General features: G+C 35.6%; 19 protein-coding genes. 8 read left to right on the top strand and 11 right to left on the bottom strand.

Annotated features, from left to right (window positions below; translation table 11 throughout):
• Position 1 precedes the first annotated feature (1 nt).
• The 4 genes from CW751_RS05940 to CW751_RS05925 form a co-directional block, all read right to left on the bottom strand.
• Positions 2-433: a nitrous oxide reductase accessory protein NosL gene (locus tag CW751_RS05940; RefSeq protein WP_101334084.1), complete on the bottom strand. Its 432-nt coding sequence runs from the start codon at positions 431-433 to the stop codon at positions 2-4.
• A gap of 14 nt (positions 434-447) precedes the next feature.
• Positions 448-1062, bottom strand: coding sequence for a hypothetical protein (locus tag CW751_RS05935; RefSeq protein ID WP_101334083.1), 615 nt, complete (start codon positions 1060-1062; stop codon positions 448-450).
• Positions 1063-1178: 116 nt separating this feature from the next.
• The gene (gene nosZ, locus CW751_RS05930) at positions 1179-3149 is read right to left on the bottom strand and encodes a Sec-dependent nitrous-oxide reductase (protein ID WP_101334082.1); all 1971 of its coding nucleotides are present in this window, start codon (positions 3147-3149) and stop codon (positions 1179-1181) included.
• Positions 3150-3188: 39 nt separating this feature from the next.
• On the bottom strand, positions 3189-3728 hold the full coding sequence (locus CW751_RS05925) for a c-type cytochrome (protein WP_101334081.1): 540 nt from the start codon (positions 3726-3728) through the stop codon (positions 3189-3191).
• Positions 3729-3996: 268 nt separating this feature from the next.
• On the opposite strand from CW751_RS05925, the gene CW751_RS05920 reads away from it, so the two are divergent.
• From CW751_RS05920 to CW751_RS05900, 5 genes are all read left to right on the top strand, one after another.
• Entirely contained in the window at positions 3997-4722 is a 726-nt protein-coding gene (locus CW751_RS05920) for a DUF542 domain-containing protein (protein WP_101334080.1), read from the top strand.
• 29 nt (positions 4723-4751) lie between these two features.
• Positions 4752-5189 carry an RrF2 family transcriptional regulator gene (locus CW751_RS05915; protein WP_101334079.1) on the top strand — a complete coding sequence of 146 codons (438 nt, stop codon included), beginning with the start codon at positions 4752-4754 and terminating at the stop codon, positions 5187-5189.
• A 203-nt stretch (positions 5190-5392) separates the two neighbouring features.
• Positions 5393-5668, top strand: a complete 276-nt coding sequence (locus CW751_RS05910; RefSeq protein WP_101334078.1) for a hypothetical protein — start codon at positions 5393-5395, stop codon at positions 5666-5668.
• 6 nt (positions 5669-5674) lie between these two features.
• Complete coding sequence (locus CW751_RS05905; protein ID WP_101334077.1) at positions 5675-6097, top strand: hypothetical protein; 423 nt, start codon at positions 5675-5677, stop codon at positions 6095-6097.
• Positions 6098-6105: 8 nt separating this feature from the next.
• The gene (locus CW751_RS05900; RefSeq protein ID WP_101334076.1) at positions 6106-7008 is read left to right on the top strand and encodes a tryptophan 2,3-dioxygenase family protein; all 903 of its coding nucleotides are present in this window, start codon (positions 6106-6108) and stop codon (positions 7006-7008) included.
• 73 nt (positions 7009-7081) lie between these two features.
• Here the strand turns inward: CW751_RS05900 and CW751_RS05895 are convergent, their stop codons facing one another.
• Complete coding sequence (locus CW751_RS05895; protein WP_101334075.1) at positions 7082-8491, bottom strand: TIGR00366 family protein; 1410 nt, start codon at positions 8489-8491, stop codon at positions 7082-7084.
• Positions 8492-8758: 267 nt separating this feature from the next.
• Between CW751_RS05895 and lhgO the strand changes: the two genes are divergently transcribed.
• Together lhgO and CW751_RS05885 are read left to right on the top strand one after the other, a co-directional pair.
• The gene (gene lhgO, locus CW751_RS05890; protein WP_101334074.1) at positions 8759-9979 is read left to right on the top strand and encodes an L-2-hydroxyglutarate oxidase; all 1221 of its coding nucleotides are present in this window, start codon (positions 8759-8761) and stop codon (positions 9977-9979) included.
• 122 nt (positions 9980-10101) lie between these two features.
• On the top strand, positions 10102-10551 hold the full coding sequence (locus CW751_RS05885) for a DsrE family protein (RefSeq protein WP_101334073.1): 450 nt from the start codon (positions 10102-10104) through the stop codon (positions 10549-10551).
• A gap of 180 nt (positions 10552-10731) precedes the next feature.
• Here the strand turns inward: CW751_RS05885 and CW751_RS05880 are convergent, their stop codons facing one another.
• A complete protein-coding gene (locus CW751_RS05880; RefSeq protein ID WP_101334072.1) occupies positions 10732-11211 on the bottom strand; it encodes a hypothetical protein in 480 nt (159 codons plus the stop codon).
• 74 nt (positions 11212-11285) lie between these two features.
• Between CW751_RS05880 and CW751_RS05875 the strand changes: the two genes are divergently transcribed.
• Positions 11286-11960, top strand: a complete 675-nt coding sequence (locus CW751_RS05875; protein ID WP_317045796.1) for a DUF4294 domain-containing protein — start codon at positions 11286-11288, stop codon at positions 11958-11960.
• 136 nt (positions 11961-12096) lie between these two features.
• Here CW751_RS05875 and yajC read toward each other — a convergent pair whose 3' ends face one another.
• From yajC to CW751_RS15895, 5 genes are read right to left on the bottom strand one after another with little or no spacing between them, the layout of a single operon-like run.
• The gene (gene yajC / locus CW751_RS05870; RefSeq protein WP_240612538.1) at positions 12097-12384 is read right to left on the bottom strand and encodes a preprotein translocase subunit YajC; all 288 of its coding nucleotides are present in this window, start codon (positions 12382-12384) and stop codon (positions 12097-12099) included.
• A gap of 29 nt (positions 12385-12413) precedes the next feature.
• The gene (locus CW751_RS05865; protein WP_101334070.1) at positions 12414-12815 is read right to left on the bottom strand and encodes a DUF1573 domain-containing protein; all 402 of its coding nucleotides are present in this window, start codon (positions 12813-12815) and stop codon (positions 12414-12416) included.
• 9 nt (positions 12816-12824) lie between these two features.
• Positions 12825-13793, bottom strand: a complete 969-nt coding sequence (locus CW751_RS05860) for a transcription antitermination protein NusB (protein ID WP_101334069.1) — start codon at positions 13791-13793, stop codon at positions 12825-12827.
• A 5-nt stretch (positions 13794-13798) separates the two neighbouring features.
• Positions 13799-14587 (bottom strand): Glu/Leu/Phe/Val dehydrogenase family protein, encoded by a 789-nt coding sequence (locus tag CW751_RS05855; protein ID WP_317045795.1) that lies wholly within the window; start codon positions 14585-14587, stop codon positions 13799-13801.
• On the bottom strand, positions 14584-14895 hold the full coding sequence (locus tag CW751_RS15895) for a Glu/Leu/Phe/Val dehydrogenase dimerization domain-containing protein (RefSeq protein ID WP_317045794.1): 312 nt from the start codon (positions 14893-14895) through the stop codon (positions 14584-14586). Before CW751_RS15895 ends, CW751_RS05855 begins: the two co-directional genes overlap by 4 nt.
• Positions 14896-14960: the final 65 nt, after the last annotated feature.

The following is a 14960-nucleotide window of genomic DNA, read 5'->3' as shown; positions in this document are numbered from 1 at the left end:
GTTATTTGCTTTGTTGTTCAACTAACGCTTTCCAAGTATAAACTTTTCCGTCGTGTTTCTTTTGTGCTTCTTGAGCCAAAGACTCATTTTCAAAAGCAGTGATAAATTCTCCCATTGGACTCGGTAGATTTTCACTGATTAAAAACGAAGCGGTTTCGGCATTAATTAATTCTTTTGGTGTGTGATAATGATTGGTAAGGAACAACTGTGGCTGTTCCTTACTCATTTCATTACTATAGTTAATCATGCATTCTATAGCATCGAATTTATAGACTTTTCCTTTGCTCGTTACGATTTCAGCGCCATGGATTTGATCCACAATTGACATTTTACAGAAATCGCAAGCGTCTGTTCCATAATTAATCGGTTTAGACTCTATGCTACAACTTGATATTAAAATTGATGCGAAAACAAATAGAAAAACTTTTTTCATTGCTATAAAATTAATTAGTTACTTTTTTTGCTTAATTTTTTACCTACGAAATAGGAAATAAAAGTTAATGCCATTCCGATACCCAATAATATTCCTCCGAGAGAAGGGTAGGAAACTGCTGTAAAGTTAAGGATGTCTTTACTACCGAAAAGAGGAGGTTTATAACTTAGCGGATTTCCGAAGTCATCCGTCATTTTCATAATTGCATTAGGGTCTAGGTTGGTTCCGTAATCCGTCATCCATGCATTGAAATCAATCATCCCGAGAATCCCCAAAACGGTCATTAAGACAAACCATGCCATAAACCATTTGTATGCGGATCTTTTGAAAAAACCGAATAGACCAATAATAATTCCCAGTACTGACATACCGCCAACTACTAATGGGAACACAGTAAATTCCCACATGTCTCCCTTTTTAGGAAGGGTTTTCATTCCGATGTAGTGATTTAACCCATCGATGTTTCTAATGTCGTGTTTTGTATATCCTACGATTCCATCCAAATGAATGTTCATTCCGAGACCTCGAGGATACTGAGGAGCCTCTAGTTCAACGTGCCACAATGGGTAAATAAATAACCCAAGGAGTAGTGCTGAACCAATTACCATTATTGTACTTGCTAACTTCATAACACTTTTTTTATGAAAAAGGATGAGCCTTTTTTAAAGTAGTGCTCATCCTTTTTATATCTAATTGTAAACTAAAATTTACCTTATTCTTTGAACATTACTGTTCGCGATTGGACTTATTCGTCATCTCCCAAAGACCAAGTCAACTCAATGTCTGAATCTTTTGGAGAAACGCGAATGTATCCTTGCATCTCTTGGTGCAATGCTGAACAGAAGTCTGTACAGTAGAATGGCCAAACACCAACTTTCTTAGGATTCCAAGTAGTTGTTTTTGTTTGCCCTGGCATAATCAATAGCTCAGAGTTGTTTTGACCAATCATTGCGAAACCGTGAGGTACATCAAAGTCTTGTTCTAAGTTAGTTACGTGGAAGTAAACCTTGTCTCCAACTTTAATTCCTTCAATGTTATCTGGTGCAAAGTGACTACGGATTGTTGACATATAGATATGTACTTCGTTTCCGTTTCTTTCTACACGCGCTTCACCTTCTGATTTTATGGCATATTCGTGCTTGTTATCTTCAAGGTCATAAATCTCAAGTGAGTTTCCTTTAACAACATCTGCTTTAATTGCAGCTGCGTAGTGAGGTTCACCGTGTGTTGGGAAATCTAAGATCAATTCCATTTTCTCTCCTGAAATGTCGTACAACTGAGCAGAGTGCTCTAATTCTGGACCTACAGGTAAGTAACGGTCTTTTGTAATCTTGTTCATTGCGAACATGTATTTTCCGTCTGGTTCTCTTGAGTTACCTCCTGGGATAGTTAAGTGACCAACAGAATAGTAAGTTGGTTTTCTGTCTTTTACTTCCCAAGTTCCTAATTCCCATTTCACTACCTCAGATGAGATAAAGAAAGTAGTATACGCATTTCCTTTGTCATCAAACTCAGTGTGCAATGGTCCAAGACCTGCTTTCTTCACAGAACCTGCGTGAATGTCATCGAAGTTTAAGATTGGAATACCATAAGCTTCACCATCGAATTTTTTATTTTCAATTGCATCGATCATTTTAGTAAAAGAGTGAACCGTTAAATCAGTAGATAATTTACCATTTCCAACAATGTATTCACCATCTGGAGAAACATCACATCCGTGAGGAGATTTTGGAGTAGGTAAGAAGTATACAGCACCTGGAACTTCAGTAGGATCGATTACACGAACCTCGTTTTTCATTGTAGAAGTTGCAGTATGTGTATGATGATCGTAAACATTATGCGCGTATTCAGCAGGCATCATTTTACCACCACCGTTTTTCACATATTCTTCGATTTTCTTCCAGTTTACCGCTGCAATAAAGTCTTTATCATTTTGTGATGCGTTCACCTCTAATAAAGTGTTAGCTTCCTCAGTGTTGTATGTTGTAAAGAAGAACCAACCATGTGACTTATCACGACCTGGGTGAGATAAATCGTAGTTGAACCCTGGCATTAACAATTGAAAATCAATTTCCATTCTACCTGTTTCTTGATCTACACCAATGAAAGATAAAGCACCTTTAAATTCACCTTTGTAGTCTTTAATACTGATGTCTCTTTGAGGAACGGGTACAGAGAAACGAGTTCCTGCAACAACATACTCAGTGTTTTCAGTAATGAAAGATGAACTGTGGTTACCCGCACTGTTTGGAACCTCAATGATTTCAGCAGTTTCAAAAGTTGTTAAGTCAACTCTTGCAATACGCGGAGTATTATTTTCGTTGATGAAAACCCAACGACCATCCATTACACCATTTGTTTGTGAAATGTCTGGGTGGTGAGCATCACCCCATGGAATAAATCCATAAGATGTATTGAACATCGGTTTTGTTTCCTCAGAATATCCATATCCCGAAGTTGGGAATTGACTAAAAACTGGGATTTCTTTAAACATACGGCCTGAAGGTAGTCCGTAAACAAGTAAGTTACCACTGTATCCACCAGAGATGAATGCATAATAATCATCATGCTCTCCTGGTGCAATGTAAACCTGTTCAGCAGCATTTTTTGTCAGAGCACCTTCAGTGCCGTTTTTGTTTTTTGTGCCGGAGTTTCCACAACTGGTCATTAGCGATGCTGCCGCCAATAATCCGACTCCTAATCTTAGAATTTTCATACGTCTATTTTTTAATGGTTACTATATTTTTGTATGCTATTATAATGTACGGATATACTCTAAGATGGCACGTGCCTCATCTTCAGTAATTCCTTGGTTTGACATTGGTGATCCGTTAAATTCAATTAATAAATCTTTTGCTAAAGGATCTTCTTGCACCATTTTGTCAGGATTAATGATCATGTTCATTACCCATTCTGGTGTTCTACGCTCAAGAATATCTTTTGGCGCTGGACCGATGTGTTTCTTGTCTGGTTTGTGACATGCAGTACAGTTTTTCTCATATACTTCTTGTCCTTTCGCAGCCAATTCTTCATCAATCGTTTCTGGAATAGTTACATCTGTAACAGGTCCTACTCCTTTATTTTCTAAATCCACACGCTGAGATGCAGGGATTTCTTCTTCTGCTGCTTCTTCTTCATTTGATTCAGATGAAGCGGTGTTGTTTGGATTGTTTGGGTTGTTAGGATTAACAAGAGCCTTTTCTTCTTTTTGGCCTTCTGTCTCTCCTTCACCGCCACCACAACTGTATAATGATACAGCTAAGATTAACAATCCGAGTTTAAAGTAATTCTTCATAACTTGTTCTTTTTAGTTTTAATTAATTAATACAAAAATAGACGTACGTAACTCATACAATTGCAAAATAACGAAAAACAATGGGATTTATGATAAAAATCATATAAAGACCTTAAAGTCTTTTACATTTACTGATTCAATCCCATGTTTGTGAATGGTTTTTACTTTTAAATATGTTGAAAACGGACGTATATCTACATTTATACAACATTCTAGAAAGAAGAAAAACCGATTTTAATTTTGGGAAAGCAATTTAATAATACAAATTATGAAACATATATTGAATCAAAAAGTAAGTGATCTGGCTGTCAAAAACTTTGCAATTCTTCAGTTCTTTATTGAACATCAAATTGACTTTTATTGTGAAGGAAATTTATCTTTAGAAGAAGCCATTAAAAAATCCGATTTAGACCAAAAAGAAATCCTAAGTCAAATTGAGGAGATAAACAAGCAAGATGCCTTGAATTATAGTGTAGACATTGAGAATTGGCCACTTGATCTTTTGGCTGATTATATTCAGAAAACACATCATAAGTTCACTGAGGAAGCTTTAGTAGAATTAAAAGATAAAGTTGATGCTTTTATAGCTGACAGTAGTGGAGACCAAAAAATGACAATTGTAGATTTTAAAGTCAAATTGAACTTATTGGCCAAGGAATTGGGTGGACACATGAAGAAGGAAGAACTAATTTTATTTCCTTTTATCCGAAAGATGGTCAGCGCAAGAAAAGAATTAGAGGCGCCTAGATTTGGAACTGTGCAAAAACCTATTGATATGATGATTCATGAGCATGATACTGCTTTTCAGTTGTTAGTGGAAATAAGAAAGCTTTTCAATGATTATAAAATTGAATCTGATATGAATTCAGAATGTGAAAATATTGTATTGAAAATGAAATGTTTAGATTGTGATTTACAACATCATTTGCATTTGGAAAACAATATCCTCTTTCCTAAAACTGTGGAGTTAGAAAAAAATAAAGTAACTTCGTAGGTTTGAATCTAATAAATAAAAGCAAACGAATGTTTTCTAAGGCATGTGAATACGGTATAAAAGCTACGCTCTATATTTCAGAGCAAGCTTTGCACAGTGAGAAAAAAATTGGTGTAAAAGATATTGCCAAGGAAATTAACTCACCTGAGGCATTTACGGCTAAAATTATGCAGATTTTGACCAAAAAGAAGATTGTAAAGTCGGCTAAAGGTCCATCTGGAGGATTTTTTATACCTAAGGAAGAGCTTGACAAAATAATGTTGAGCGAAATCGTTGAAGCTATTGACGGTGATCATATCTATAAAGGATGTGGTTTGGGATTGGATCAATGTAATGCAGACAAGCCATGTCCTGTTCATGATAAATTCAAATTGATTCGAGACGAATTAGCTGAAATGCTAACCAAAACCTCACTTTTAGAATTGGCAAACGGATTAGATTCAGGTTTAACTTTTCTTAAGAGGTAACGAAAATCAATACTGTGTATAGTTTCACTTTAGAAGTTATGATTAGCTAGAAACCCTATACTAGTGTGTCTTTTCCATTTCTGATATCTAAATAAAATGATTTAGCTCATATTTTTTTGATGTTTTTCGAAATTTTTCTACATTCGCACTATAAAAGGATAAAAGACTCTTTTATTCTTAATGTGAATTAAAACTATAGAGAGATGGGATGGTTAACAAAACAAGAAGCGAATTTCGAGAAAAACAGATTTGGAGCAATGACGGCAATGCTAACTTTTCAAAGTTGTTTGGGGTCGGTTGCAGCAATGCTAAGTATGCAAAATGATTTATGGGCATTGGTGAGTGTAATTGCAGTGATTACAATGGCTTCAAACGCTATGTTTATTGCTCAAGCAGATGCAAAAACCTGTATTATTACTTTTTATATTAGCGTAGCTTTAAATGCATTGGCTACTTTGTTTATTCTCATATTCTTATAGGAAATCATGTTGGAATTGGTTATTATCGCTACCTATCTATGGGTAGGTTTTGTTTGTGCGATTAGTTTTATGGAGGCATGGTTGAAATTTCGTGCACCTGGAGTTAGTTTAGAAATCGGTTTAGGAATCGGTCAATTGGTATTTTCTGCTCTGAATAAAGTAGAGTGGACCTTGGCTGCAGTTATACTTATCAATTTATTAATAAATACAGCAGTTGTTTCTACTTACTTAAATATTCTTCTTGCGGTTTGTTTGCTCATTTTGGCAGCTCAAACTTTTGTTTTGCTCCCAAAATTAAAAGCCATGGCAGCACTAAGAATCGAAGGAAAAGTTGCAAAAAAATCATACATTCATTTTTATTACGTTATTTTTGAATTAATTAAAGTTGTTATTTTAGCAGGTATAGGATACCAGTTATTCAATTTATAAAGAAGACCATGAGTGAAGAAGATAAAACCAAAGAACTAGTTGAAAAAATCACCAAAAAATATAGCGATTTAGGAGAAAATCCAAACACCTATTTAGAAGGTTTACTGCAAGCAAAACCAATTTCATATTGGGATTATATTGAAGTTGATGCGCTTTTCTCTTTGCAAAAAACGCGTACCGATTTTAAAGACGAGAAAATCTTTATTATGTATCATCAAGTCACAGAATTAGTGTTAGGAATGATGATGCACGAACTCAAGCAATTGGTCAATGAGGATTTATCAGACGCTGTTTGGATCGATAAAATTAATCGACTCAATCGCTATACGGAAATGTTAATCAACTCTTTCAGTGTGATGAGTCACGGAATGGATTACGATGATTACAATACATTCCGAAAGACATTGGCTCCAGCAAGTGGTTTTCAATCTGTTTCCTTTAGATATGTGGAGATTTACTGTACACAATTGAAAAATCTATTGAACGAAAAAGGAAGAAAACGTATTCCCGAAAATCCAACTACAGCAGATTATTTCGAGCATATTTATTGGAAAGATGCTGGTCTAAATAGAAAAACTGGCGAAAAGACATTGACCTTAAGAATGTTTGAAGACAAATACATGGATGATTTAATCAAGAAAGCCGATGAAGTAAAAGGAAGAACGCTTCAGGAAAAGTTCGAGAAGATGAAATCCCCATCCAAAGAATTAGTTGAAATCCTGCAAGAATTTGATCAGTTATACAACGTAAAATGGCCAATGGTTCACCTCGAAACAGCACAGCATTACCTCGATAAAAAAGGAGAAAACCAAGCAGCTACCGGTGGAAGCGAATGGAAAAAATATTTACATCCGAAATTTCAACAACGTAAGTTTTTCCCTGAGATATGGGAGGATAATTATGAGGATTAATTATGAATGATGAACGATGAATTTTTTTAAGTAGCCGAATACAGACGTGAATCACAATGTGAAAATATTGTTTTTAAAAAATCAATAATCCAATTCCGAAGATAATCACGCCAACAATGAATAGTAGAAAAGTATAGGGGAGAAGTTGTTGCGGTTTCAATTGCGTGATTCCCAACAGCGGTAAGGCCCAAAAGGGTTGTAGCATGTTGGTCAATTGATCTCCATACGCCATGGCCAAAATTGTTTTGGGTAAACTCCCGCCTAGTTGTTGAACCGTTTCAATAATGATTGGTCCTTGAATTGCCCATTGTCCGCCACCGCTAGGAACAAAGAAGTTGACTACTCCGGCACTGATAAAAGTAAACAGAGGCAAAGTATAAGCGTTGGCAACAGACGTTATTCCATCAGAAAAAAGTACGATTAATCCGCTGCTTTTCATCAAGGCGAGAATTCCAAAATAGAATGGAAATTGAATTAAAATTCCAGAAATATCTCCAATGGCTTCCTGCAATGCTTTACTAAAATTGCTAATCGTTTGATGCAGAGTTAAGGCCAATCCCAAAAACATCAAGTTGATGAAATTCAGCTGAATAAAACCCAAGGAGCTTTGTCCAGTATAAGTAAAAGCTTTAAAAACACCGACTAGCAAAATACCAATCCCTAGTCCCATTCCTAAAATCTTACTGAAATCTAGTTTTTCAGCTCCTTTTAATGTGTTTTTGGCAGTTTTCTCTTCTTTTTGAGTTGTTGTATTGAATTGTGGGACAGCTTCAGATTTTACTTTTTTTGACAACCAATATAAAAACAAAGGAATCACAATCAGACAACTGACAATCATCGTAATGTTTAATCCAGATCCAATTGTGGCTTCAAAAGGAATACTGTTGGGAAAGTCTCCGGCGATATCCATTTCTTGCATCAACGCAGGAATGTAACCTTCCTCCATAGACTTCGTGGTGGCGCTTCCCGATAATCCAGCATGCCAAACCATCATTGTTGCATATCCTGCAGCACCCACCAAACCATAATTAATCGCCTTGTTTTCGAAGGCAAATTTTTCTCCAACTTTTCGTGCGATAATTGCCCCGAAAATTAAGCCTAATCCCCAGTTCAATAATCCCATGGTGATAGCACCCAGAGAAACGATAACCACACTTGATGAGGTAGAAGTACAGTATTTAATTAATCGCTGAATCAGTCCATCAACAGCTGGAGTCAAGGCCAAAATATGACCCAAAACCAAGATCAGCATCATTTGAAAAGCAAAATACAATCCACCACCCGAATCATCCCAAAGTCCTTGCTCCCAATCGAGCATCAATTGCATAAAATATTGACCATGAGAAGTCTCGCTTGGTTTAGTGAAAACCTGAGCAATCAACAAGGTGAGAATCGTCAATAAAATTGCAATGGTAAATGGACTTGGTAAAATCCGTTTAAAAATTTCCACAGCTTTATGTGATTGTTTTTCTGAATTATTCATGCCTTTGATTTCGAAGTAAAAGTGAGGTGAAAGTACTGAAAAAAATGTGGATTTATAGGCGAGTTAGATGCTTTGATTATTATTATTTTTGTTCTAGTCTGATTTTAGCGAATAGAGCGTAGTTGGGAGAGGAATGAACAACAACAGTCCAATAACATATTCTAAACTAATCGGAAATCCAGCCACATTCCAGACAAACTCCAATTATCAATTGCTAATTAACGATTATCAATTGCGAAATAGTTACTTTTGTAAAAAATCATTTACGTGGAAAATCAAGTTTACGACATCGCAATAATTGGAGGAGGAATCGTTGGAGCCGCAACATTTTATAAGCTTCAAAAACGCAATCCTGAGTTGAACATCATTCTCATTGAAAAGGAAAAGCGTTTTGCAGATCACCAAACAGGAAACAATTCTGGTGTGATTCACTCGGGATTGTACTACAAACCTGGTTCTTTAAAAGCGGAAAACTGCGTAAAAGGTCGACATGAATTGGTTGATTTTGCCAAAGAAAACAAGGTGCCGCATGATGTATGTGGGAAAGTTGTAGTGGCAACAAAGCAAAGTGAACTGCCATTTATGGACAAGATTTTCGATAATGGAATTGCCAATAATACCGAAGGAATTGAGAAAATTAATGCCGACCAAATTAAGGAACATGAACCTTTCGTAGAAGGTATCGGCGGAATTTGGGTTCCATGTACCGGAATTATTGATTACCGTGATGCCACAGAAAAAATGATTGCCAATGCGGAAGGAATGAACAGTAATTCCAAAACTGTTTTAGGTCAAGAAGTGATTGGCGTTGAAAAACATGATGATTACTCCACAGTTGTTGGAGCAACACAAAAGTTTAAAGCTAAACATTTAATTTTCTGTGCTGGATTGCAAGCCGACCGTCTGGCGCGTAAAGATGGTGTGAAACTGAAAGAACAAGTCGTTGGGTTTAGGGGGGATTATTATGAACTCACCGACCAAGCGAAACATAAAGTTAAGAACTTAATTTATCCTGTTCCCAATCCAGATTTTCCATTCTTAGGCGTTCACTTTACAAGAATGACAGACGGAGAAACAGAGTGTGGTCCAAATGCAGTTTTCACTTTTAAAAGAGAAGGGTATGGAAAGACCGATTTCAATTTAAAAGATTCATTTGATGCTTTGGCTTATGGAGGAACTTGGAAATTATTCTTCAACAACATGAAATTCGGAATCAACGAATACCGTAGAGCGTTTTCTAAAAAGCTATTCTTAAAAACATTACAAGGCTTAATTCCAACTTTAGAAATGGATGATTTACGTCCAGGAAGATCAGGAGTTAGAGCATTGTTGTTAGGACAAGACGGAGACACCAGAGACGATTTTAGAATTGAATACCACGGACATTCTATTCACGTGTTAAATGCCCCTTCGCCCGCCGCAACAGCTTCCTTAGCAATTGGAGGGCAGATTGCCGAAAAAGCAGAAAAGCATTTTGCATTGAAGTAAGAGAGGAACTTTATTTAAAAATAACCTCGCTGTCATTCATACGGATTAATAGGTAACATTTGTTACCGTTTAAGCTTTGTTTATTGGCTTTCTTTATTTTTTAACAAAATAAATAAGAGACGATGAGAAAAACAATTCAATTATTAAGTTTAGCAGGTGCATTGATGTTTACAACTTTTGGAATAGCTCAAAATGAAGTTCCGAAAATCGAAAAATCAGTAGTAGAAACCTTAAATACCACACCTAATCTAGGTTTTGGCGTTTCCCAAGAGCGACCATTGCGTTCTGCATTTATGATGTACGAACAAATGAAAGCTAACGGAGTAAAGTTCGATAATTACGAAATCGTGATTTGGGGAATGGTTGTAAAAGACATTGCTGAAAACAAGGAGTTATCGAGCTTCCTATCCAAATATATGGACGAAGATTTATCGGTGACAGTATGTTCTGTTGCCATGGATAAATTAGGCGTAAAAGCATCAGATTTACCTAAAGGCTTTAAAGAGGTAGATGACGCTTATGTTAGGATTTTTGAATTACAAGCTTTAGGATATAATTTGGTGATTCCTTAAGATTTTTTGGGGGCCTTTAATCTGTCTCCAATTTCAAGTTGCTTTCTCGTTGGTTTTGACCCTACGTAAAAATAAGAGCTTCTAAAGTCGCTTTATTTTTGCGGTGGTCAATAAACCAACGCGTTCAGCAAGCTTTCCATTTCCGCCTGGGCCTTTAAATTTAGCTGTTAAACATAAATTTTATGTGTTCAATTTTTGTTTTGCTGAATCTAAACATCCTTTAACTTTCTTTTCGTGTTTATATCGATCTTCAGGCGTCGCATTAGGCTGAATCAATAGACCTTTACATTTATTATCAATAAAATCAGAGCGCTCCATGACTTTATCAAAATCATCATCAGATGCTTCCATGAGCGCCGTGTTGACTGAGTCGCTTTTTACAATACATGTACAAAAGTCCCATTGTTCACCATACTTTTTAACGATTTCAACATGTGCTTCCTGAATTTCAGGATCTTTATAAACTTGTGTAATGGTGTCTATATCTGCATCTGTATCTACTGAATCAATTGTTTGGGTTTCTTCAATAGCTGTACTTTTTTCAGCCACCTCAGTTTCTTGTTCTACTTCTTTTTCAATAGGAGGCTCTTCACTTTTACAAGATGTAAAAACAAAAATGAAAGATAAAACCAATAAAAAATAGGTATGTTTTGTTTTCATGGCAGAGTATTTGTAAATTAATAATTATAAATAAATATACCTCAAAATTTCAATATATTCCAAATGAATAAGTTATTAATTTTCTTTTTTTACTTTTTGTCACTTTTGCACATACACAAAAGGATGAAAAAGATACCACAATTCAAAGACTTCAGGTATACGAGGAGTTTAATATGCCTCAGGATTTTAACCGTCAATATAGAATTGCTTTAAGAAGGGTGAGACGCGTATATCCTTTGGTTTTAGAAGCCGCCAGAATTATTGATTCTTTAGATCAAGAATTAGAAAGTATTGAAAAAAATAGAAAGAAAAAGAAACTAATGCGTAAAACACATAAGGCGCTAAAAGATGATTTTAAATATTTATTGAAAGACTTATATATTTCTGAAGGTAAGGTACTCACCAAATTAATACATCGCGAAACTGGAATGACCGTTGCAGAAATCATTAAAAAATATAAAAACGGATTTCAATCTTCTCTTTATACAGGATTGGCTGGTTTTTTTGACCAAGAATTAGATGTAAAATATAAGCCCAATACAGATGATTTTGTCTTAGAATGCGTCGTTCAAGATATTCTTCAAGGAAATGTCGATTTCGACCCCGACTTTGAAAAAATCGATAAGGAACAGCACAAAATAAATCAAAAAGAATATAGAGCACAAAAAAAGAAAACCCGTAAACGCTTGAGAAAACAAAAACGTGAAAAGAGAAAAGAAAAACGGGAAAAAAGAAAGTCTCAAAAATAAATTTTGAATAAGAATGAAACAGAAATTAAATCATCTTCTGTTACCAAATTCCCACATCAAAATCTTTTTTTGAGACCTCAATTTTATTTTGTCTAATTAAATGGTAGTAATTACCTAATAAGACATCACTCGGTTCTTACTTGTTGGTTTGAGCGATTTGCTGCGCATCCATACCCGTAGAAACCGCTGATTTTTCAACGCGGATTTTTGAACCTCCTTCACAGTTTAACAAAATATTAGTGTCATTGATTTCTAATACTTTTCCATGTATTCCACCGATTGTTACAACCTTGTCACCTACTGCTAAACTCTCACGAAACTTTTTTAATTCTTTTTGTTTTTTCATCTGTGGTCTAATCATAAAGAAATAAAACACACCCAAGATGAGTAATAACATAACTAATTGCATTCCTCCTTCACCCATAACTTTACTTTTTAAATTTTTATTATTAATTAATCAATCACTGTTGCCTTCAGCATCACCGTCGTAGTTGATGGACGTGTGTTTGCAGAGATTGTGATTGGTTTTTTGACAACACCTTTTCCTATTGCATCCGTGTCGATTGATGCTTTTATAATCGTTGTTTCTCCCGCAGCAATTGGCGCTTGATCATATTCTGAAACTGTACAATTGCATGCTGGCTTAATATCGGCAATAACTAATGGATAATCCCCCGTGTTTTTTACCGCTATTTTAAAATCAACAACTTCTCCTTTTGCTACCGACCCAGCATTTACCATTTCTTCTACTTCAATAGTAGTGTGTTGACCAATTTGAGCCTCGGTTTTCTCCTCTTCTCCACAAGATGCTAAAAGGAAAAGTGAGAACGATAATAAAATGATTATACTTTTCATATTTTTTATTTATTGCATGAGACCGCGTCCCATCTTGTTAATTTTTCCTTGAGATTCAAGTTTAGAGATCGCTTTATCAAGAACACCGTTAATAAAAACGTTACTTTTCGGCGTACTATAAAATTTTGAAATCTCTATATACTCATTCAGTGTAACTTTTGTAGGGATATTGCTAAAAGTAACCATTTCTGTAATGGCTAACTCCATTAATAAAACATCCATCTTTGCGATACGATCTAACTCCCAGTTCTGTGTTAACTCATCAATTATTTGCAAGTTTTCATCACGTAACCCAATGGTCTGCCTTAAAAGATCAGTGATGAATTCTTTCTCATCATCATGTGGTTTATAAAGCGGAAGAATACTATTTTGTTGCGTTTCTTCCTCCGATTCATCCACAGGCTGAAAGCTTTTTATCGTTTTGATTACCATGGCGCAAGCCAAATCAATATCGTCAATCCAATACACGCTTTTCTCCTCTAAGAAATCATATAGAAGTGGGAAATTCGCTATCTCAGTTTTGAATAACTGAACCATAAACGCTTTGTCTTCTTCAAATCCAGATTTTTCATTGTTCATGAATTCAAAATACACTTCAGATTCCCGAATGTGATTGTACATTTTGCGAATTAGCTCCTGCTTTTCGTCTCCCATCCAATTGGCTTTCAGATTTTCCGATTGGTGACGCAGCTCAGCACTCTCTTCGAGAATCTTTATGATTTGATTATCGAAAAATTTCATATTAGGATTGATATCCTCATCTTTGGGGAGCATTTTCTTTTTATTCTCCTCAATTCTGTGCTCTGCCTTGTCTTTTAATTCGGGTAACAACAAAAGTAAAGAGACGTAAAGCTCATACATTTGATCGATGGCTTTGAACAATTCCTTTTTTGCCCACAAGAAATCTTTGTCTTCTCGTTGTGAAAAGGCGTAAAGCGTTTGTAATACCTTTATCCTTAGATGTCTTCTGTTTAACATTGATTTTAATAAGATAATTTTACTTTACCTACTGCTTCAATTCTTTCTTCAGCAACCTTGTTTGCAATGGCGTAAGCAGGAATATTTTCATTTGATGAACGTTCAATTATTTGATAAATTGTATCATAAATTCCTTCAGCTTTTTGTAGCGCCCATTCTGCAGTGTTATCTGTCAATTCAGCATATACATTAATAACTCCACCAGCATTTAATGCAAAATCGGGTGCGTAAATAATGCCTTTGTCCAAAACAGCCTGACCGTGTTTTACTTCATCTTCTAATTGGTTATTTGCAGATCCAGCAATAATTGAACATTTCAAACGTGAAAGCGTATCATCATTTACTGTTGCACCGAGCGCACATGGAGCGTAAATATCCATGTCAATATCATAAATCTCATCTAAGCCAACTACTTTTGCACCATATTTATCAGAAACATGTTTTAAGCTTTCCTCATCAATATCTGAGATGTAAACTTCAGCATTCTCTTCACGTAAATGTTTTACTAGGTATTCACCAACGTGACCAACACCTTGAACAGCTACTTTTTTTCCTGAAAGACTGTCATTGCCAAATTGCTTTTTTGCACATGCTTTCATACCAACATACGTTCCTAACGCCGTGATAGGAGAGGGGTCACCACTTTTACCTGGTAGTCCAACTACATGGTCAGTTTCCATATTTACCCACGTCATGTCAATTGGAGAAATTCCTACATCCTCAGCTGTGATGTATCTTCCAGCTAAACTATCAACAAACTTTCCAAATCGACGGAAGAGTGCTTCTGATTTCATTTTTTTGAATCGCCAATGATAACAGCTTTTCCTCCACCTAAATTTAATCCAGAGATTGAATTCTTGTAGGTCATACCTCTAGATAAACGCATTACATCGTTTAAAGCTTCTAGCTCATTGTTGTAAACCCACATTCTTGTTCCACCTAAAGCTGGTCCAAGTGTGGTGTTGTGCATTGCAATAATAGCTTTTAAACCTGTTGCATTATCGTTACAAAATAAGATTTGCTCATGATCGTACTCACCCATCGCTCCAATCACAGGATTGTTTTTCAGGTCTTCAGCACTTAATTTTCTTGTTTCTATCATTGTATTAAGATTTTTTACACATTCATTAAAATCAAATGGCTACTTTTGTACTATAATCAAAAGAA

Origin of the sequence: Brumimicrobium salinarum (assembly GCF_002844555.1) — a bacterium.
In the GTDB taxonomy this organism is placed as follows: Bacteria; Bacteroidota; Bacteroidia; order Flavobacteriales_D; family Crocinitomicaceae; genus Brumimicrobium; species Brumimicrobium salinarum.
This window is presented reverse-complemented; position numbering and strand designations above follow the sequence as displayed.

Coding starts and splice junctions, on each gene's coding strand:
- CW751_RS05940 (WP_101334084.1), bottom strand. CDS start 433: ATGAAAAAAGTTTTTCTATTTGTTTTCGCATCAATTTTAATATCAAGT.
- CW751_RS05935 (WP_101334083.1), bottom strand. CDS start 1,062: ATGAAGTTAGCAAGTACAATAATGGTAATTGGTTCAGCACTACTCCTT.
- nosZ (WP_101334082.1), bottom strand. CDS start 3,149: ATGAAAATTCTAAGATTAGGAGTCGGATTATTGGCGGCAGCATCGCTA.
- CW751_RS05925 (WP_101334081.1), bottom strand. CDS start 3,728: ATGAAGAATTACTTTAAACTCGGATTGTTAATCTTAGCTGTATCATTA.
- CW751_RS05920 (WP_101334080.1), top strand. CDS start 3,997: ATGAAACATATATTGAATCAAAAAGTAAGTGATCTGGCTGTCAAAAAC.
- CW751_RS05915 (WP_101334079.1), top strand. CDS start 4,752: ATGTTTTCTAAGGCATGTGAATACGGTATAAAAGCTACGCTCTATATT.
- CW751_RS05910 (WP_101334078.1), top strand. CDS start 5,393: ATGGGATGGTTAACAAAACAAGAAGCGAATTTCGAGAAAAACAGATTT.
- CW751_RS05905 (WP_101334077.1), top strand. CDS start 5,675: ATGTTGGAATTGGTTATTATCGCTACCTATCTATGGGTAGGTTTTGTT.
- CW751_RS05900 (WP_101334076.1), top strand. CDS start 6,106: ATGAGTGAAGAAGATAAAACCAAAGAACTAGTTGAAAAAATCACCAAA.
- CW751_RS05895 (WP_101334075.1), bottom strand. CDS start 8,491: ATGAATAATTCAGAAAAACAATCACATAAAGCTGTGGAAATTTTTAAA.
- CW751_RS05885 (WP_101334073.1), top strand. CDS start 10,102: ATGAGAAAAACAATTCAATTATTAAGTTTAGCAGGTGCATTGATGTTT.
- CW751_RS05880 (WP_101334072.1), bottom strand. CDS start 11,211: ATGAAAACAAAACATACCTATTTTTTATTGGTTTTATCTTTCATTTTT.
- yajC (WP_240612538.1), bottom strand. CDS start 12,384: ATGGGTGAAGGAGGAATGCAATTAGTTATGTTATTACTCATCTTGGGT.
- CW751_RS05865 (WP_101334070.1), bottom strand. CDS start 12,815: ATGAAAAGTATAATCATTTTATTATCGTTCTCACTTTTCCTTTTAGCA.
- CW751_RS05860 (WP_101334069.1), bottom strand. CDS start 13,793: ATGTTAAACAGAAGACATCTAAGGATAAAGGTATTACAAACGCTTTAC.
- CW751_RS05855 (WP_317045795.1), bottom strand. CDS start 14,587: ATGAAATCAGAAGCACTCTTCCGTCGATTTGGAAAGTTTGTTGATAGT.
- CW751_RS15895 (WP_317045794.1), bottom strand. CDS start 14,895: ATGATAGAAACAAGAAAATTAAGTGCTGAAGACCTGAAAAACAATCCT.